This is a genomic window from Pusillibacter faecalis (assembly GCF_018408705.1).
GTDB lineage: Bacteria > Bacillota > Clostridia > Oscillospirales > Oscillospiraceae > Oscillibacter > Oscillibacter faecalis.
Window position 1 is genome coordinate 831641 of sequence record NZ_AP023420.1, and the last position, 19596, is coordinate 851236.

At 55.3% G+C, this 19596-nt stretch carries 16 protein-coding genes; 9 read left to right on the top strand and 7 right to left on the bottom strand.

Annotation, left to right across the window (positions count from 1 at the left end; all coding sequences use genetic code 11):
* The first annotated feature begins 43 nt into the window (after positions 1 to 43).
* Both KJS55_RS04350 and KJS55_RS04355 read left to right on the top strand, forming a co-directional pair.
* On the top strand, positions 44 to 247 hold the full coding sequence (locus KJS55_RS04350; protein WP_187028208.1) for a helix-turn-helix domain-containing protein: 204 nt from the start codon (positions 44 to 46) through the stop codon (positions 245 to 247).
* A 168-nt stretch (positions 248 to 415) separates the two neighbouring features.
* Complete coding sequence (locus KJS55_RS04355) at positions 416 to 649, top strand: helix-turn-helix domain-containing protein (protein ID WP_213542768.1); 234 nt, start codon at positions 416 to 418, stop codon at positions 647 to 649.
* Between the two features lie 449 nt (positions 650 to 1098).
* Here the strand turns inward: KJS55_RS04355 and KJS55_RS04360 are convergent, their stop codons facing one another.
* Positions 1099 to 1596: a GreA/GreB family elongation factor gene (locus tag KJS55_RS04360; RefSeq protein WP_187028206.1), complete on the bottom strand. Its 498-nt coding sequence runs from the start codon at positions 1594 to 1596 to the stop codon at positions 1099 to 1101.
* A gap of 209 nt (positions 1597 to 1805) precedes the next feature.
* Between KJS55_RS04360 and safA the strand changes: the two genes are divergently transcribed.
* Complete coding sequence (gene safA, locus KJS55_RS04365; RefSeq protein WP_187028337.1) at positions 1806 to 2360, top strand: SafA/ExsA family spore coat assembly protein; 555 nt, start codon at positions 1806 to 1808, stop codon at positions 2358 to 2360.
* Positions 2361 to 2837: 477 nt separating this feature from the next.
* Here the strand turns inward: safA and KJS55_RS04370 are convergent, their stop codons facing one another.
* The 6 genes from KJS55_RS04370 to KJS55_RS04395 form a co-directional block, all read right to left on the bottom strand.
* Positions 2838 to 4340: an S-layer homology domain-containing protein gene (locus KJS55_RS04370; protein ID WP_213542769.1), complete on the bottom strand. Its 1503-nt coding sequence runs from the start codon at positions 4338 to 4340 to the stop codon at positions 2838 to 2840.
* Positions 4341 to 4364: 24 nt separating this feature from the next.
* Complete coding sequence (locus KJS55_RS04375) at positions 4365 to 7409, bottom strand: InlB B-repeat-containing protein (RefSeq protein WP_213542770.1); 3045 nt, start codon at positions 7407 to 7409, stop codon at positions 4365 to 4367.
* A gap of 334 nt (positions 7410 to 7743) precedes the next feature.
* A complete protein-coding gene (locus KJS55_RS04380; RefSeq protein ID WP_213542771.1) occupies positions 7744 to 8349 on the bottom strand; it encodes a TetR/AcrR family transcriptional regulator in 606 nt (201 codons plus the stop codon).
* Positions 8350 to 8521: 172 nt separating this feature from the next.
* A complete protein-coding gene (locus KJS55_RS17640; RefSeq protein WP_213543646.1) occupies positions 8522 to 8629 on the bottom strand; it encodes a TnpV protein in 108 nt (35 codons plus the stop codon).
* A 236-nt stretch (positions 8630 to 8865) separates the two neighbouring features.
* Positions 8866 to 9798 carry a cysteine synthase A gene (gene cysK, locus KJS55_RS04390; protein ID WP_187028205.1) on the bottom strand — a complete coding sequence of 311 codons (933 nt, stop codon included), beginning with the start codon at positions 9796 to 9798 and terminating at the stop codon, positions 8866 to 8868.
* Positions 9799 to 10134: 336 nt separating this feature from the next.
* Entirely contained in the window at positions 10135 to 10563 is a 429-nt protein-coding gene (locus KJS55_RS04395; RefSeq protein WP_187028204.1) for an RrF2 family transcriptional regulator, read from the bottom strand.
* Positions 10564 to 10847: 284 nt separating this feature from the next.
* On the opposite strand from KJS55_RS04395, the gene KJS55_RS04400 reads away from it, so the two are divergent.
* From KJS55_RS04400 to KJS55_RS04425, 6 genes are all read left to right on the top strand, one after another.
* Entirely contained in the window at positions 10848 to 11999 is a 1152-nt protein-coding gene (locus KJS55_RS04400) for a galactose ABC transporter substrate-binding protein (RefSeq protein ID WP_187028203.1), read from the top strand.
* Positions 12000 to 12186: 187 nt separating this feature from the next.
* The gene (locus tag KJS55_RS04405) at positions 12187 to 13689 is read left to right on the top strand and encodes a sugar ABC transporter ATP-binding protein (protein ID WP_394806184.1); all 1503 of its coding nucleotides are present in this window, start codon (positions 12187 to 12189) and stop codon (positions 13687 to 13689) included.
* A gap of 15 nt (positions 13690 to 13704) precedes the next feature.
* The gene (locus tag KJS55_RS04410) at positions 13705 to 14772 is read left to right on the top strand and encodes a galactose/methyl galactoside ABC transporter permease MglC (RefSeq protein ID WP_187028201.1); all 1068 of its coding nucleotides are present in this window, start codon (positions 13705 to 13707) and stop codon (positions 14770 to 14772) included.
* Between the two features lie 452 nt (positions 14773 to 15224).
* A complete protein-coding gene (locus KJS55_RS04415; protein WP_213542772.1) occupies positions 15225 to 16805 on the top strand; it encodes a response regulator transcription factor in 1581 nt (526 codons plus the stop codon).
* A 21-nt stretch (positions 16806 to 16826) separates the two neighbouring features.
* Positions 16827 to 18644, top strand: a complete 1818-nt coding sequence (locus KJS55_RS04420) for a sensor histidine kinase (protein ID WP_213542773.1) — start codon at positions 16827 to 16829, stop codon at positions 18642 to 18644.
* Complete coding sequence (locus tag KJS55_RS04425; RefSeq protein WP_213542774.1) at positions 18641 to 19591, top strand: substrate-binding domain-containing protein; 951 nt, start codon at positions 18641 to 18643, stop codon at positions 19589 to 19591. The genes KJS55_RS04420 and KJS55_RS04425 overlap by 4 nt, the downstream gene beginning before the upstream one ends.
* Positions 19592 to 19596: the final 5 nt, after the last annotated feature.

Genomic DNA, 19596 nt, shown 5'->3' on the forward strand with positions numbered 1-19596 from the left:
AAATGCAAGGCCCTTATAATAACGTTGGGGTGATTTCGTGCCAATGACGTTTGAACCGATGCGGGCTTATATGAAAAAGCACGGCATCTCCTACTACTATTTGGCCAATCAGGGGCTGGACCCACAGACGCTTCAGCGCATCCGTCACGACCGTACCATTACCACCGACACCTTGGGGCGGCTTTGTGAAATCATGCGCTGTCAGCCGCAGGACCTGATCGCCTACCATTTCGAGGAGGATTCCTGATCGCTGTCGAGGAGTGTCCGCATATCTTCCCGTCTCTAGCGGCGCTCTCATCACTTTTCAAACGCTGTCTCGTCAGACGGCGTTTCATTTTTACGTATATTTTAGGACATATCGTCCATTTTTTCAATAGGACAATATGACCAAAATATACTGCTATCAGGTGATGAGATGAAATTACGGATTCGAGATCTGCGGGAGGATGCAGACATCAAACAAAAGACCATGGCGGCCGTGCTTATGTGCGACCAAAGCCTCTATTCCAAGTACGAGCGGGGCGAGCGGCCTTTGCCGCTGGAACTGGCAGGGAAGCTGGCCGACTATTTCGGCACCAGTGTGGACTACCTCATGGGCCGCACAGACGAACGGACACCCTATCCACCCAGCAAACGCTCCCCATCGTAGAACCAAGCAGAGCATAAAACCACCGGGTATGCAAACTACCTGATCTGCAGCGCCAGCCTTCCCTGCATCACTTCCAGCCCGGCTGCCTAGACGATGCTTTTCGCTTACTTGTGGGATATGGAATTTTTTCATCGGTACGTTCCACAAGGTAGCCCATGCTGGTACCAAAATAATCAGCTCGGTAACTCCGTGTTTCCATGGATATTGGGGATTTTCCGCTCTCATATCTCCAACAGGCCGGGACCTCCCTGAATTCCACGATTTCTGTTTGTCCCGTGATCTTCTCGCATATCGCGAAGGTCAGATACTCCGCATCATATCATATTTTTGAGTACCAGATCGTATTTTACACGAATCCCATGTGAAACGCGCGAAAAACTCTGCTCATTATTGGAAGGCGACTGCTTTTACAAAATCATAACGCCCGGCCTCAGGCCGGGCGTTTCTCTTTAATAAGAGCTAATTTCCAAGGATGCGTCATCCTCTCCCTTCTCAATCCCACGGATCTCCACAAAATACTTGCTGCCAGCTTCGATCGCCACCCGGTCTCCTACCTTGTGGCCCAGCAGGGCCTTCCCCACCGGGGACTCCTTGCTGATCAAACCCTTCAAGGCGTCCTGGCGGAGCGTGGTAACAATTCGAATGGTCATCTCCTGCTTGGTCAGCTCGTGAAAAATCGTCACCTTATCAAACAGGCCCACCGCGTCCGCTGTGTCCTTGACCGAAATCACTTTGGCAGTGCGAATCATCCGCTCTAGATAACGGATGCGGCTGTCATTACGGTTTTTGGCCTGCTTTGCGCATTTATATTCATAGTTTTCGCTCAAATCGCCAAAGGCCCGGGTGGTCTGGACCTCTTCAATCAATTGGGGCCGTAAAACCCGGGTCCGATAGTCGATCTCCTCCCGCATTTTTTGAAGATCGACCTCCGTCAGCTCATCATACATGGCAATCACCTCGTAACATAGGATAGCACATTCTGGCGTTTCCCGCCAGGTCTGGGAGACATTGCAGCTTGCAAAATAGTTACAAATCGGTTACAATTTCTTCATTCCTATCCGGAAAACAACACATTTCATGCATTTCAGGAGGAATCACCACGAGAAAAATACAAATATTTTTTATAGCCGCTGCCTTGGCTGGAACTTTGCTGACCATGCCCGCCCAGGCTGCGGGGCTGACCCACACTGTGACCAAAGGAGACACCATGTGGAAGCTGGCTGTCCGGTATCAGGCGGGCACCAGTGAAATCATTCAGGCAAATCCTCAGGTATCAAACCCAGATCTGATCTACCCTGGGCAGGTGTTGAATATCCCGCAGATCAGTCAAAGCGTTCTCAGCTATGAGAGCGAGGTCATCCGCCTGGTAAATGAAGTCCGGCGTGAAAACGGTCTGAAGGCGCTCACCGCCAACTGGGAGCTGAGCCGGGTGGCCCGGTATAAGTCTCAGGATATGCTCAATAAGGGATATTTCTCCCATACGAGTCCCACCTATGGCACCCCCTTCCAGATGATCAAGGCCTTTGGCCTGTCCTTCCGAACCGCTGGGGAAAATATTGCCAGGGGCTATCCCACCCCGCAGGCAGTGGTGAACGGCTGGATGAACTCCAGCGGGCACCGGGCCAACATTTTGAATGCATCCTATACCCAGATCGGTGTGGGGTATGTAGCCCAGGGCAATTACTGGACCCAGATGTTTATTGGATCATAGTCGGCCCTTTTCCGGGTCTGTTCCGCATTGGGTAATCCATAAAACAGGCGACACGCAAAATGGCGTTCCTGCCCCTTTTTCAGCGGCGTTGTCCCGCTCGCTCGCACAGCAGGGGTCCCCGCAGAACCAGAACTTTGTAGGGGGAGGAGCGGCGGAGTAATCGCGCTTTGCTCCCGGCGAGGTCATGGCGTGGTATCTTATTCAGACGGTCATTCACTTATCAACGCATAAAAAGAAGGCGTTACATAGGCGCACCGACTCCGGCGGGAATTCTCCTTCCGCTGGGGTTCTTGTAGTCGTCTATGTAACGGCTGAATAGTCACAGGCCATATTCTGTTTGCCTGTTATATAGCAGCTCCAATTTACCATACACAAAGCGCCTGTCAACAGGGGACTGGCGGGGGCATCCTGGAAAATAGACACCCCCGCCATGTTTTAACTGTTAAAGGTTTTACTTTTGTCTGCGCTTCCTGCCGCTTATTCGTACTTCCCCCAGTCTGGATTGTCGGGCAGTGTGCGCCAAAGCTCATAGCCGCCGGCATCCCGCTCAAAGGTGTGGGAGTTGGTCGCCTCCTGCACGGCCTCGTAGTACCATTTAGAGGGAGGATTGTCAGAGAAGGTTTTCATACCATCCAGGAAGCTGTCCTCATGGAGGCAGTCACGGCCCAGCATCCGGTTGATGATGGTGATGGCCTCAGCTCGGGTAATGAGCTTTTCCGGCCGGAAGGAGCCGTCCGCGTAGCCCTGCACCCAGCCGAGCGCCGCCGCGCGCTTGATCTCGCGCTCCGCCCAGTGGCCTCCGGTGTCGGAGAAGGAAATCCCGCTGGTGTCCACCGCGCCGTCGTCAAACCGCGCCGCGATAGCGGCGAACTGCGCGCGGGTGATGGGTCTCTCGCCGCCGAAGGTACCGTCGGACAGACCCTTGATAATCCCAGCGCCGGAGAGGGTGGAGACGGCCGTATTGTACCAGATGCCGTCCGACACGTCGGAGTAGAGATTACTCTCGCTCAGAATCTGCTGGCGGTAGTCGTCGGTCAGCAGGCGGAAGAAGATCACCGCGATTTCCGAGCGCCGGATCTGGTTCTCCGGCCTGACGGTGCCATCCGCGTAGCCCTGGACATAGGACATGTGGTCCACGGTGTTCAGCTTGTCGGACACACTGGGTTCCTCCGGCGTGGGTGTGGGTGTAGGCGTTGGCGTTGGCTTGGTTGTACCTCCTCCACCATTTCCGCCGCTTCCGGTGGTGCCGCCGTTATTGCCGCCGCTGCTCCACAGGGCGGTCAGGGTGACGTTCTCCTGCAGCTCGGCCTTCAGGCTGTAGCCGCCGTCGGCGTTAGTTAAATACCTGCTGGTAACGTCATTGCCATTGGCGTCGGTCACTCTCCAGCCGGTGAAGGTACGGCCGCTGGAGCCGGTGGGATTTGTGAGGGGGGTATCCTGGCTCCAGGTATGGTTGACGCTCCAGCCGCCGGTCAGCTCTGTGTAATTCCCGCCCGGACTGCTGGCATACTTGCCGCCGTCCAGATTGATGGAGGCTATGTAGGTCTTGGGGATCAGCGTAATTTTCATGGTGCCGGTGGGCTGCTGCGTCTCGGTATTGTAATATACCTCGTCGGCACGTTCAATCGTGTAGGGAAGTGACTCGTCAACCTCCAAGTCCAATTTCTCGGTGATCAGGCTGTTGCCAGCCTCGTTATAAATGCCCACTTTGCCCAGGCCCAGTTGGTAACGGGACAGCGTGCCGTGGGTGTGCACTTTCCACACAGACTGCGTTCCGGAATAAATGCCGCTACCGATACTGTCATCAAGTTCGCTAATGGACTTGCCATCTTTCATCTGTTTGATGATGGTGTAGGAGGGCACACCGCCTGTCGGATTGAAGCCGATATAGGCCCGCTCCAACCCCAGATCACTGCGGAAAGCGCTGCCGATCTTACTAACGTCAATCTGGTAGTCCAGATCAACACTCTCGGGCTTCATGTCCGGCAGGTTAATATTAATCTCTTAGTTGCTGCCCCCAGTGACGGGTGCGACAACGCCCTCATCAATGCCTCCATCAGATGTATATTTCGGGTCAGAATCATAGTTCTGGGCGACGACGCGCACCCGGTACTCATAGGGCGACAGCGGGGACGCCGACGGCATGTTTTCAAACTTGTAGTTTCCTCTGTTGGTGGCAACGCTGACATCCCCCACCGTTGCTGAGCCCTCAGTAGTGAGCTCAACAGGGGTAGTGACGCAGGTCTCCCAGCCGTCCTCTGAATCCCTATCCGGCTGGTCGGCAAGGTAAACCCTGCGCTGGAGCAGGACCGTAGCCGTTTTTAGCCAATCGCTCGGATCGGCCTGAGCGCCGTTGTACAAATGGGTGGCCGTGACGGTGCCGTTGAAGCTCACAGGCTTGGCCCACTTTGCGTAGAGGGTCAGTTGATCGTTATTATCTTTATCATACAGCATCGTCCCCTCTGCGGGGGCCTCTTGTGTGCAACTCGTATCGGTATACCAGCCCTGGAAAACATACCCCTCTTTGATCTGGTCGCTGCCGGGAATCAGATTCTTCTGGTCGGGCATGAAGTACGCCGTCTGATCCTCCATGGAGGCGTTATTCCTCCCGCCGCCATTGAGGTCAAACTTGATGGTTGTGGGCTTGCCCTGAAGCGTGGCGATCAGCTTGGCGGATTGCTGCGTTCCATCCGTTGCGTCTTCGTCATACTGTGTAATGCCGGTGGACGAGACCTTTATGGTGCTCTCCGCGTCCACAATGGAAACAGGAGTGTCATTCCCCGCCACGATAGAATAGGTGACTCCATCCTCGTCTTTCAGCCGGTAGCCCTGGATCTCCAGGCCATACCAGTAAGGGCTGTTATTGTTGCTAGTGTCGAATTTCCAGACCGGATATGTGCTGTTGAGCGTGATATAGCCGTCGCTATCGGGATACAGACCTCTAGGGACCGTCAATGTAACGCCGGCCGTCTTATGCTGGATGATGACCTCGCCCTTTGCTCCATCCCAGTAGGTGATCTTCAAATCCACGGCGTCCAGCGTGCCCTGGAGCTCCTCCGGCACTTTCACTCCGAACGCCAAATCAAAGCATATGGGTGCAAAATCAAGGGTGGCATCAAATCCGCAGTCAATGTCCTCAGGGAGAGTTTGCATACTCTCCACCGTTGCACTGTAATTGGGTTTGGCACCAAGGGTCACGCTGTAGGTGTATTCCTGGCCCTGCGGGTTCTCCGCGGGCAGCCCTATAAACGCAAGGTCCGTATATTCGGTGTAATCAGGCTCATCGGAATTCTCAGCGTCCATCACGATCTCGCCGCTGCTGCAATACTTGCGGGCAACCTCCTCATAACGGGTGGTTCCATTGTCGTTCCAGCTCCGCCAGAGAATCACGGTCGCGTCGTTATTTTGTGCGTAGTTTATGTCGTGTCCCGCCTCACTTCCGACCTGGAGGTTATCCGGGGCCTGATAGTTGATCCTCACATCGACCTTGATTTTAAGCGCGTTGACAGTCCGTGCCTCCAATACAATCGGCTGCTGGATATTGGCGATCACATGGTCGCCGGGCTGATAGGTTTTTCCAGCGTCAACGTCCTCCTGCTTGCCCGTTGTAATTTTCCATTCGGAAAAGGCCGTATCCTCAGGGAGAAGGTCGTTATCCGGCGCGGCGGGCGCGAGAACCATGGAGCCCGCCAGATAGGGGATCTTTCCGACCTCCTCATCCCCCACCTTTGTCGTCACGCTGAAAAAAGAGAGAAAGTTGTGGTTGACCCCTCCTGACACGTCATTGGCAATAACGATGGGCGAAGTGCTGAGGATGTTGCCCCTCTCGTCACAGAGGTTGTAAGTGCCCTGATAGGCATAGCCTACATACATATCTTCGTGCCCGTCGGGATTGTATGTAAGCGGAACCGCAGCGCCGCCGTCAACCGGCTTCAACGTTAGGCTCTTGGGAAGGCCGCTTCCGTCCAGCTTGTTGATGTCGGTCAGGGTGGTAGGCTCCCAATCCAGCAATGTCGTTACAGAAACGCGGGTCAGCGGCTTTGTCGTGGCGGGGACGTAGGCGTACGCCGTCTTGCCCTCGCCGTAGGGCGCGCTGACGATAATCTGATAGGAGGTGTTGGACTCGAGGCCGGTAAAGGTAATCTCTGCATTATCGTGTGAGGCCTCATACGACTGGCCGCCGATGGTGTAGGTATAGCCCTGCTTTGTGTTTCCCAGGGTGATCTCGCTGGCTGTGGAGGTCCAAGTGGGCTTTTCAAATACATAGACAGCCACTTCGGCGTCTGTCGTCTGCCCCGCGTGGAAGGCACAGTTTGAGGTTTTTGACACATTCAGCGTAATCGTTGCCTTGCCAGCAGATACGCCGGTGATTTCATAGTCGGTGACGTACTTCCCGCCGGATTGGACTCGCCGTTGAGTGGCACTAATATATGTATCTGCCTCCCCACCAAGCGTCGCACTCGTTACGCTGCTGTTGGCGCAGGTGATATGGGTGACGCCCATCTGACCGAACAGGTCGCGGGCCATCACTGATTCGCCCATAAACAGGCCGATGGCATCGGCCTTCAAATCCAGTCCAAGGTCGCCGTTGATAAAGCCGTCGTAGGTGGCTTGGCCCAAAAGCTGATTTCCATTGTAAACCTCGACCTTAATAGAGCTGTTCTGTGTGCGGTAATTGTTTTGATAAGAGGACAAGGACGCATACATAAAGCCCACGCCCGACATGGTCTGGCCCGAGGTGCAGCGGCGCTCAGTGGCGGTGACCATATTCTGGGCGTTAAACATATACAGGTACTGTGTGCCGCCTCCTTGAGATGAGTAGGCTTCGTTGTACCATTTGTAGGTCAGCTTAGTCGCGTCGCCGCTGTAACCCTCCACCTTTGCCACCAGCAGCTCGCTGTCCCGCAGGCCAGTTTCCTCGCCGTCGGCAAAGCTGACGATCTTGACGGTGGTATTGGAGTCATTATTCGCCGCCAGGCTCGGGACCGGCAGCAGACTCAGCGCCATTAATATGGCAAGCAAAAAGCTGCATACCCTTGTTTTCTTCATACAGTTCCCTCCTTTTTTTCACCCCCGGGCCATGGGCCGGGGCAGTAAATGATATATTAAGCCTCTCCCGCGCCGGCCAAGGGGCAGGGATGGGCATTGCTTTCCCGCTATGGGGCCTGGGGCTTTCCGCCGGCGCCTTGCGGGCCTGATGCCAGCGCCCCCCGCTGCCGCTCATCTGTCCGTGATGCTTCCAACAGCATAATAAGTAATGACTTACTCACCTCTATTACAAAAAAATAGGCGCCTCCAGCGCGATGAGATCAGAGGGAAATCCATGTTCTATTGTCATAGAACATGGGCAAAGAGTACTCTTTGCGGCCCGGGAGCGGCTCCATCATTGGAGCAGTCCAAACAGGCCGCCGGAGATCAATTCCCAGATGTTCTCGCGGCTCTCCTCCGTGTCAGGCAGCTCCCCGCGGATCACCCGCTTGGCAAAAATGCCGGTTACATCCAAAATATAGGTCCACAGATGGTCGGGGCTGGTCTTATCATAAATATGAAACTGCGCATTGAAAGCCATAAATACCTTGACAAAGCCCTGAAAATAGGTATCCTTCACCTGCTGGTCAGCCTCCATGATCTGGCGGATATAGCGGGAATCCCGGTACTCAAAATAATAGATGGTCCGGTAGCTATTTTGCACCAGGAAAGAGAAGTAGGTCATCCACATGGCGCGGACTGCCTCATAAATCTCCTGGGGTGCCTGCAGCGGCGGGATCTCCATTTTGTCGAACAGCGCCGCGATTTGCCGGTGTACCGTTTCAAAGCAAAGATATAGAAGCTTTTCCTTTGTTTCGAAATGCTTATAAATCAATGCCTCGCTCACACCCGCCAAGTTCGTGACCTTTTTCATGGAAAACGCCGGAAGCCCATTCTCGGCAACAACCCGCATTGTTGCGTCTATCAAGTCATATTTCCGATTTTTCTCTTCCCATTCCACAATGCATCCAACATCTCAACTAAAATGTATTCAGTATTTCAATTAAATTATATACCAAGCTCCATAAAAAAGCAACCCTGGATTTTCAGCAGGCGTACCGGATTGCCCCCACATTATCCGAAAAAGCGCCTGTTTTGGGGCGGCGCACAACGAGCAAGCTTGGCAAGTGTGTTCATACTTTCATTGCTTGCTGGTCAACTTCGGTCAGATAGTCGTTCAGCTTGCCGCCCAGCAGCAGGCCGGTGTAGACCGCTTTACGATGTGTTTTAATGTACCGCAGATGCCGCTAGCCCCATATGCCGATAGACGCAAGTTCGGGAGCGGCGAAGTCTGGCAGAAAATAGTCATCCTCTTAGCAGCAAGTTCCAAATATTTGCTCAAATGTAGACTTTCTCATAATGTTTTCCCCAAATAGCTCGAATTTCTCTGCAATTCAATCACTTCTTGCTGGCTTAACAAATAGTTTTGGTAGGAACTTCTTTACGAAGTTCCTACCAAAACGTGCCGCCTGTTTTTTTAGTCTGAGAAAAGAGGAGTAGAGAGATAGCGGTCGCCGGTGTCCGGCAGCAGCGTGACAATCGTCTTGCCCCGGTTTTCCGGGCGCTTGGCCAGCTCTACGGCGGCCCAGAGCGCCGCGCCGGAGGAGATCCCTACCAGCACGCCCTCCCGCCGGCCCACCTGTCGGCCGGCTGCAAAGGCATCCTCGCTCTTAACCGGGATGATCTCATCGTAAACGCCGGTATCCAGCACTTCTGGTACAAAACCGGCGCCAATCCCCTGAATCTTGTGGGGCCCTGGCTTTCCTCCGCTGAGAACAGGAGAGTCCGCCGGCTCCACCGCTACAATTCGAATCTCCGGGTTTTGCTCCTTCAAATACCGGCCCACACCGGTGACTGTTCCGCCAGTGCCCACGCCGGCCACAAAGATATCCACCGTTCCATCAGTATCCCGCCAGATCTCCGGTCCGGTGGTGGTGTAGTGAGCCTGTGCGTTGGCAGGGTTTACAAACTGGCCGGGGATAAAACTGTCCGGCGTCTCCTTGGCAAGTTCCTCCGCCTTAGCAATGGCCCCCTTCATGCCCTGAGCGCCATCAGTCAATACCAGCTCCGCACCGTATGCCTTCATGAGCTGCCGCCGTTCCACACTCATCGTCTCCGGCATCACAATGATGATCCGGTAGCCCCGAGCCGCCGCCACAGAGGCCAGCCCAATCCCGGTATTCCCGGAGGTGGGCTCAATGATCACAGAGGTAGGCTTCAATACGCCCCTGGCCTCCGCATCATCCAGCATCGCCTTGGCCACCCGGTCCTTGACACTGCCGGCCGGATTGAAATACTCCAGCTTTGCCAAGACTCTGGCCTCCAAATGGTAATCCTGTTCCACATGAGTCAGCTCCAGAAGTGGCGTCCCCCCGGTCAGCTGATCCGCAGATGTGTAAATATGGCTCATAGCAGGTCCTCCTTCTACATAGTTGCTCCCAGCGGGCCGTTGGGGGCAGATTCCCGTTTTATATTACCAACTTATCCTGTAGGTTTATCGGAATTATAGTACGATTTCCTGTTCCTGTCAAGAGTCTCCTGCAATCTTTTTTGTTTCACCGCAAAATCTGGATTTCCCATATGGCCCGCCGTATAGCCCACGAGTCCAGAAAATACTCCGGCAAACATGTGTCAACAAGATGTGAGGCACTATGGAGGGTATCCGATCAAAAACAGGCTCTTTTCCAGACCACAGCCTGAATATGCAGCATTCCGCAGTTCTGCCAAATGGCCCCATAGTTCTTGCTTAAATCATATAGTCGCCGCCCTGGCTAGGGCCCATCAGGTCCGCCAAAGTAATTCCATCAAAAAAGTTCTGGATCAGTGCATCCAATTTTCTCCACATCGGCAGCGTCCGGCACTCCGCCATACGGCAACAGGACTCCGCCCGGTCTTCCAGGCATGCCACCGGTGCAAGGCTCCCCTCTGTCAGCCTCAGAATCTCTCCCACGGTGTAAGTCTCCGGTGCCCGGGTCAGCCGGTACCCGCCGCCCTTGCCCCGCACGCCTGTCAGCAGGTTTTCCCGCACCAGAGCCTTCAAAATACTCTCCAAATATTTTTCTGAAATTCCCTGTCGCTGCGCAATCGCCTTCAGCGGGATATACTCCCCAGTCTGATGCTCCGCCAGATCAATCATCACTCGCAGAGCGTAGCGTCCCTTTGTGGAAATCATCACAGCCGTCACCTTCTTCTGCTGAGATTTGTTTGAGAGTTATTATATGTCCCCACCTTTCTTTTGTCCAGAGCTAAGCGCCGTCCTGACCGCTCCTCCCAGGCGTTTTCCGAAGGATTCTGGGGGTTCCTGACCCAGATAAAAAGTTTTTTCCTAGAAGATCAAAGAATTTTCTATCGTTTTTTCACTTTCTTCACGGTAAAATAGGGACGAGTTCAGATGTGAGTCTGCTCTGGTATGCCAGAGCGTCCCATCCGAAACAATATTTTGAAGGAGGAACAAATTTAATGAAGAAGTTTCTTGCACTGATCCTGGCTTTGGTCATGAGCCTGTCTCTAGTCGCCTGCGGCGGAGATGATGCCCAGACCGATGACTCTGCCACAACAGACGATACCACCACTGCCAGCGACCTAAACGTGGGTGTCTTCTATTACACCTTTGCCGATGCGTACATCACCACCGTCCGCACCGCTCTGGATGAGAAGCTGACCGCTGCCGGCATCAAGTATCAGGACTATGACGGCAACAACAACCAGGCCACCCAGCTGGACCAGATCAACACCGCCATCACTGACGGCGCCAACCTGCTGATCGTCAACATTGTGGAGACCTCCTCTCCCGATTCCGCCCAGCAGGCCTGCGATGCCGCCAAGAATGCCGGCATCCCCATCATCTTCTTCAATCGTGAGGTCGATGACGCCGTGGTCAGCAGCTATGAGAACTGCGCCTTTGTCGGCACCGATGCTCCCGAGGCTGGCCACATGCAGGGCGAGATGATTGGTGACTACCTGCTGGAGAACTACGATGCTGTTGACCTCAACGGCGACGGCACCATCTCCTATGTCATGTTCAAGGGTCAGGAGGGCAACGCTGAGGCCGAGTACCGCACTCAGTTTGCGGTGGAGGATGCCAACGCCATCCTGACTGAGGCCGGCAAACCCGAGCTGAGCTTCTATAACGCCGGCAACGCCGACAAGTTCCTGGTGGACCAGACCGGTGCTTGGTCCGCACAGGCCGCTACCGACTATATGACCACCATCCTGGCTGAGTACAGCGAGGCCAACAACAACATGGTGGAGCTGGTCATCGCGAACAATGACAACATGGCCGAGGGCGCCATTGCCGCTTTGCAGGCCGCCGGCTACAACCTGGGCAACGACGAGGAGGGCAAGCCCACCTCCACCGTGATCCCCGTCTATGGTGTTGACGCTCTGGATTCCGCCGTGGAAAAGATTCAGAATGGTCAGATGACTGGTACCGTCAAGCAGGACGGCGAGGGCATGGCCACCACCATCATGGCTCTGGTTTCCAACGTGGACGGCGATGCCGCTTTGATGAACGGCATTGACGAGGCAAATGGCTACAACGTCGATAAGAACGAGGATGGTACTGTAAAGGTTGCCAAGATCCGCGTTCCTTACGCCAAGGTTACAGCCTGATTGCCGCGGTACTCTCTGCCCCAACGTATACAAGGAGGCGGGGCTGTCTGCTTGACAGCCCCGCTCCCTGTGTGAATCTCCCTGTTGGGCCGCGTACCTTTGCGCCCTTTCTCTTTGGAGTCTCTGCCTGAGTTCCGTCTTTGGACGGTGCTCAGGCAGAAACCCCAAAACGCGCAAAGGAGGAGATATTATGGATCAGCCGGCATTGCTGGAAATGCGAGGCATCACCAAGGAATTTCCAGGCGTCAAGGCACTGGACGGCGTGAATCTCACTGTCCGGGCCGGTACTGTCCACGCCCTGATGGGAGAGAACGGCGCGGGCAAATCCACTCTGATGAAGTGCCTTTTCGGCATTTACGCCAAGGACAGCGGCACCATCACCCTGGATGGCAAAGAGGTCAGCTTCAAAAGCTCCAAGGAGGCACTGGAAAATGGCGTCGCCATGGTTCACCAGGAGCTAAACCAGGCCCTGACCCGCTCCGTCACGGACAATCTGTGGCTGGGTCGCTACCCCAAGGTGGGCGGCATCATGGTCAGCGAGGGCATCATGCGGCGGCGGACTCAGGAAATTTTTGAGGAGCTTGACGTACATGTGGACCCCAGAGCCATCATGTCCACGCTTCCAGTCAGCCAGCGGCAGATGGTGGAGATTGCCAAGGCCGTCAGCTATGACTCCAAGGTGATCGTATTTGACGAGCCCACCTCGTCTTTGACCGAGGTGGAGGTGGAGCATCTGTTCCGCATTATCAATATGCTGCGCAGCAAGGGCTGCGGCATTATTTACATCAGCCATAAGATGGAGGAAATTCTCCGCATCAGCGACGATGTCACCATCATGCGGGACGGTCAGTGGGTAGCCACCCGCCCTGCCAAGGAATTGACCATGGATGAGATCATCCGTCTGATGGTGGGCCGGGAGCTGACCAACCGCTTTCCCCCCAAGGACAATGTTCCAGGCGATGTGATTTTGGAGGTGGAGAACCTCTCCGGCAAGTACACTCGCCTGCAAGAGGCCAGCTTTCAGCTGCACAAGGGCGAGATTCTAGGCATCGCCGGATTGGATGGCTCCGGCCGCACAGAGGTGCTGGAGAACCTGTTTGGAGCTATGACCAAGGGCAGTGGAACCATTCGTCTCCACGGCAGGGAAATCCGCAACCGCACTCCCCGTGAGTCCATCAAAAACGGCTTTGCCCTGCTGACGGAAGAGCGCCGTGCCACCGGCATCTTCGGCATCCGTGATATCCGGGACAACACTGTGATCTCCAATCTGAAGAATTATCTCATGGGCGGTATCTGCTTGAGTGATAAGAAAATGAAGGCGGACACCGACTGGGCAATTCAGGCCATGCGGATCAAGACCCCCAGCCAGTCCACCCAGATCCGTTCTCTCTCCGGCGGCAATCAGCAAAAGGTCATCATTGGCCGATGGCTATTGACCAAACCGGAGGTGCTGCTGCTGGACGAGCCCACCCGCGGTATTGACGTAGGCGCGAAATATGAAATTTACCAGTTGATTATTGAGCTTGCCAAAGAGGGCAAGGGCGTGATCATGGTTTCCTCGGAAATGCCGGAACTGTTGGGGGTATGCGACCGCATTCTGGTCATGTCCGGCGGCCGTCTGGCCGGCGAGGTAGATGCAAAGGCCACCAGCCAGGAGGAAATTCTCACCCTGGCGGCGAAATATGTGTAAAGGGGGAGTTTCCTTATGAGTAAAGAATCCAAGGCTTTGGAGAAAAAAGCATCGCAGGCTTGGACCAGCAAGCGCGTCTTTGACATGATTTTGAATAACGCCCTGATCATCATCATGGTCATCGCCGTCATCTACATCGCGATCCGCAACCCCAACTTCATCCGCAAGGCATCCATTATTAATATTCTCTCTCAGACCTGTGCCTATCTGCCGGTAGCGCTGGGCATTGGCGGCTGTATTGTGCTGACCGGTACGGACCTGTCAGCTGGCCGGATTGTGGGCTTGACCGCGTGTGTCTCCGCCTCCTTGCTGCAGGCGGTAACTGCCTCCAGCAAGATGTGGCCCAATGTCACCCCACCGCCCGTTCTGTTGGTTCTGGCGCTGGCTATGGTCATCGGCGCGGCGTTTGGCGCCTTCAACGGCTTCTTCGTGGCCAAGTTCAAACTGCACCCCTTCATTGTCACACTGGCCACACAGCTGATCGTTTATACGCTTCTCCTGCTGTATGTCAAGGCCGGCAACAACAACGGCATGGCCATCTCCGGGCTGGATGCCTCTTACAGCAGCTTTATCACCGGCTGCCCCGACTTTATCAAAACGCTGACCGGCGGCATTGCGATTCCCAACTATGTGTGGATCGCCTTGGTGTGTACTGTGATTATGTGGTTTATTTGGAATAAGACCACCTTCGGCAAGAACATGTTCGCCCTGGGCGCCAACGAGGAGGCCGCCCGCGTCTCCGGCGTCAACGTGTTTGCCACCACCATCATGGTCTTTGCCCTGGCCGGCGCCATGTATGCCGTCACCGGCTTCATTGAGGGTGCCCGCGTTGCCTCCAACACTGCCAACACCGGCATGAACTATGAGTCCGACGCTATCGCGGCCTGCGTCATCGGGGGTGTCAGCTTTGTGGGCGGCATTGGTAAAATTCGCGGCATCATCATCGGCGTTTTGATGCTGCGCCTCATCTTTGTGGGCCTGACCATGATTCAAGTGCCTCAGGACCTGATTTATCTGGTCAAAGGCGGCATCATTCTGTTTGCCTGCGCGCTGGATATGCGGAAGTACCTGGTCAAGAAATGAGTCCCTTTTCACACGAGGGATCAGATTTCACAGCTTGTATGTATGGAAATGATTTGACCTGAATGGTGCGGGACACTCAATTCCCCGTCCACATTCCGTCTTCCTGCTGCCTGGTTTACGATTTTTTGCGCACCAAACTGGGGGCACGCAGCTGCGTGCCCCTTTCTTTTCTAGTGAAATATGGTATAATAGCCGCAAAGCGGCTATTATACAGGATTTTTTCTTGATATACCACAACGTTGCTTTGCACCTGTGGTATATTGCCGCAAAGCGGCTATTATACAGAATTTTTCCATTGGCATACCACAATGGGATTTTACATTGATACCGCCGCTGATACTCCCATGAAACAGGTGGTGAATATCAGTTTCTTTGTCCCGCAGGCAAACAGGACAACACTCGCACAGCTACATCACCATAGCCATGTGCAGATATGAGGAAAGGAGCGCGCCATGGAGCCGTATAAGGTACTGCTGGCAGACGACGAGGAGGATATCCGGGTTGGAATCAGCCAGAAGATGGACTGGGCCGAGCTTGGCTTTACCTTGGTGGGCGAGGCCGACAACGGGCAGGATGCTTTGGAGCTGGCGGAGTCTCTGCTGCCGGACGTGGTCCTCACCGATATCAAGATGCCTTTCCTAGACGGCCTGGAGCTATGCCGTATTCTGACGGAGCAGCTGCCAGCATCCAAGTTTGTCGTGTTCTCCGGCTTTGACGACTTCGAGTACGCCAAGCAGGCCATTCAGATGAATGTGTCGGAATATATTCTCAAGCCTATCAATGCCGCCGAGCTCTCCGCCGTACTGCGCAGGCTGAAGGATCAGCTGGACCAGGAGCGTACCGAGCGCCAGAATATGGAGTTTTTTCGCTCCCAGTACGCGGAGAGCCTGCCCGTTTTGCAGGAGCTTTTCTATACCCGTCTGCTGGACGGCCGTATTCCTCCTGGCCAGGAGGCTGCCCAGGCCAGACGCCTTGACATCGACCTGTACTCTGAAGGCGGCTGGGTGGCCGCTCTGGCCCATATCGGCAGCGGTGGTTTGAAAAGCACCATGGCGCCGCTTTCCATTCAGCAGCTTCTGGAGGAAAATCTATCCCACGTGGGATGTAAGACATTTTTATATAACGATGCTGCGGCTCTGATCGCCGCTCTTCAAAAGGGGTTTACCGTTTACGACCTGATCCAGGTGCTGGGCCGGGTCTGCACCCTGGCAGGCTCTTATCTGGGGTTGACGCTGACCATTGGAGTGGGTGCTCCCTGCCAGCAGCTGGGGGGACTGGCCCAGTCGGCAGCCGGGGCCAGGGCCGCCCTGGATTACCGCGCCTTTGTGGGCCGGGGCAGGGCCATCTATATCGGGGACCTGGAGCCTGAGAGCGGCGTCAGTCTCTCCTTTGACGAATCTGACGAGCACGCGCTTGCTTCCGCTGTAAAACTAGGCGGCGAGGCGGAAATTCGCTCAGCGGTGGAGAGCCTGACGGAAAAGCTCCGTGACGCCAACCCTCCGCCAGGACCATATAACCTCTTCTTTTTAGAACTCCTTACCTGTCTTTTGAAACTGACCCGGCGGGCCAACCTAGCCATGGAAGACGTTTTCGGAACCGGCTTCACCGGCGCTGTACAGGCCACAGACTTTCCCTCCCTAGAGGCCATGGGAGAGTGGTGTCTGGAGCGGTGCCTGCGGATTCAATCCATGATTCACCGCCAGCGCTCAGACTCTGCCGGCCGTACTGTGGAGCAGGCGAAGGAATTTATCCGGCAGCACTACCGAGAGAGCGATCTATCGGTGGAGCGGCTTTGTGCCCATCTGCATCTGAGTCCCGCCTACTTCTCCACCCTCTTTAAGCGGGAAACCGGTATGAGCTTTACCGCCTACGTTACTGTTGTGCGGATGGAGGCGGCTGCCGAGGCTCTGCGGGGCACAGAGGAAAAGACCTATCTCATTGCCCGTCAATGCGGTTATGAGGACCCCAACTACTTCAGCTATGTCTTTAAAAAGCACTTTGGCGTAACCCCCACCAAATTTCGCGCCGGGTAGCATCAGGGAGGAGGGCGTTCCATGCGGCAGTCCCTGCGCCAGCGGTGGCAGGCGCTCTATCACCGCTCCAGCATCCAGTTTGTCCTGTCTTTGTCCTTTACCGCTGTCGCCATTGTGGGCATGGTGTTCATGGGGCTGGCGCTGTTCCTGCGGTTCTCCGCCACCTCCAATGCTCTGGCAGCGGAGAGCAGCAAGCAGGTACTTTCGCAGGTCAACCGGAATCTGGATCACTATCTGCGGTCCATGATGCGGGTATCCAACACCGCCTACTATCAGGTGATCAAGGACCTGGACCTGGCGGCCGAGGGAGATCTGGATGCAGCGCTGGACCTACTGTATGAAAACAACCGGGACTCTCTGGTGTCCATCGCTGTGTTCTCCCAAGAGGGGGATCTGATTGCCGCCGCACCGCTTGCAGCACTCAAGCCCAGCGTCACTCCCGCCCGGGAGATCTGGTTCACCACCGCTATGGAGCAGATTGAAAATCTCCACTTCTCAACGCCCCATGTGCAGAATCTCTTCCAAGACCCGGACCATCATTACCGCTGGGTGGTATCCCTAAGCCGTCAGGTGGAGCTGACCCGGAGGGGCTCCATCGAAAGCGGCGTTCTGCTGGTGGATATGAATTTCAGCGGCATTGAACAGCTCTGTAAGGATGTCACCTTCGCCTATGACCAGGGCTATCTCTATCTGACCGACAGCAGTGGAGAGCTGATCTACCACCCCCGCCAACAGCTGATCTACGCAGGACTTCTGGAGGAAAACAACCTGACTGCTGCCGGTTATCCTGACGGCAGCCATACCGAGACCTTCCAGGGTCAACAGCGGCAGGTTACTGTAAAAACGGTGGGCTATACCGGCTGGAAGCTGGTGGGTGTGGTTCCTGCAGAGCAGGTTCTGGATAACTACGGCCAGATTCTCCTGTTTTTCTTCTTCATTGTGCTCTTTTCCATCTTCCTGCTGGTATTTGTCAATCTGCGGCTCTCCGAGTGGATTACGGCCCCCATGAAAAAGCTGGACCGGGCTGTCAGGGAGCTGGAGGCCGGCCAGGAGGGCGTGGATTTCAGCGTCAACGGCCCCCACGAGCTGGAACATCTAAGCCGCTCTATCCAGTCCATGGTCTCCACGCTGCGCCATCTGATGGACGACATCCTGGAACAAGAGGAGCAAAAGCGCCGCAGCGAACTGGATGTGTTGCAGTCCCAGATCAATCCCCATTTCCTTTACAACACCCTGGACAGTGTGGTGTGGATGACGGAAAATGGCCGCACGGAGGATGCGGTGGTAATGCTCACAGCTCTTGCTCGCTTTTTCCGCATCTCTCTGAGCCGGGGCAGCAACATCATTCCCATTGCCGATGAGCTGGAGCATGCCAGACACTATCTCACCATTCAAAAAATGCGCTACAAAAATAAATTCTCCGCCGATATTACGGCGGAGAGCGGTGTAGAGTCCCTCTACACCATCAAGCTGATCATTCAGCCCATTTTGGAGAATGCCATTTATCACGGTATGGCCTATGCCGATGGCGACGGTGAAATCCACATCCGGGCTTTCCGGGATGGCGAGGACGTTATCATTGAGGTTGCGGACAACGGCCCCGGCATGCCAGAGGACCTGGTGGAGCAGCTGCTCTCTCCCCATGGTCCGGCAGTTTCGGGAGCCAAGGGCTCTGGAATCGGCTTTCGCAATGTCCACCAGCGGATTCAGCTGACATTTGGCCCCACCTATGGCCTGACCATCCTCAGTGAGCCGGACAGCGGCACCACCGTGCGCATCCGGATTCCAGCCCTGGATGAATCGGCGGCTGCGGCCTATCGAAAGGAGGGACCGGTTTGAAGCGGAAAATTTTGCTGCAGTTGGTGCTGCCCCTCTTGGGCCTGATTGCGCTCTTTTCCATGTTGGCCTTTGCACCAAACAGCGCTCAGCGCCATCCGGCTCTGCTGGAAATGTCTGTCATTCTTCGGGAGGCGGACAGTTCTATTCTCTCTACCACTCGCCAGGGAATGGAGCAGGCTGCAGCGGATCTGAATGTGGAGCTGCGGTTTTTATCCCCTACTGCGGACAACAGCGCGGAGGAGCAGATCCAACTCCTTCAGCGCGAGGTGGAAGCCGGCGCCTCTGCAATCCTGCTGATTCCAGCTGATCGTACATCCATGGCCGACGCGGTGTCCGCTGCCGCTGCCAAGTCCTCCCTGGTAACTCTGGAGACAGACATGACCGCCCAGGGCGCCCGGGGCTGCATCAGCGTGGATAACGCCGCCGTGGGCCAGATTCTGGGACAGGCCGCCCTGAACGGTGTCAGCGCTGGCGGCACAGTTTTGCTTTTGGACAGTGCTGGCGGAGACAACGGAATCCGGGAACAGCTAGAAGCCGCCGCTGCTCTTTTAGAGGCAGAGGACCGACAGGTTTTGATCTGCCGCCGAACGGAAAACCTGTCTGCTGATCTGACCGCTGCACTCTCTTCCAGCCCGGTCCAGGCGATTGTCGCATTTGAGGCCTCCGCTCTGGAGCGGGCTGTGGAGGTCGCCCAATCTTCCGACCGCTTCCCCCTGCTCTATGGCACCGGTTCGACCTCGGCAATTGCCGCGGGCCTGGAGGAAAATGACGTCACCGCGATTGTTGCACACAATGCATTCTCCGCCGGATATCTGGCGGTGCAGCATACTGCCGCCCTTGCCAGAAATCAGTTGGCGTCTCCACTATCCTCTCTGCCTTTTACTGTGATCCGGCAGGAGACCATGTATCTGCCTGATAACCAGAAGCTGCTATTCCCTGTGGTCTAGTCCTC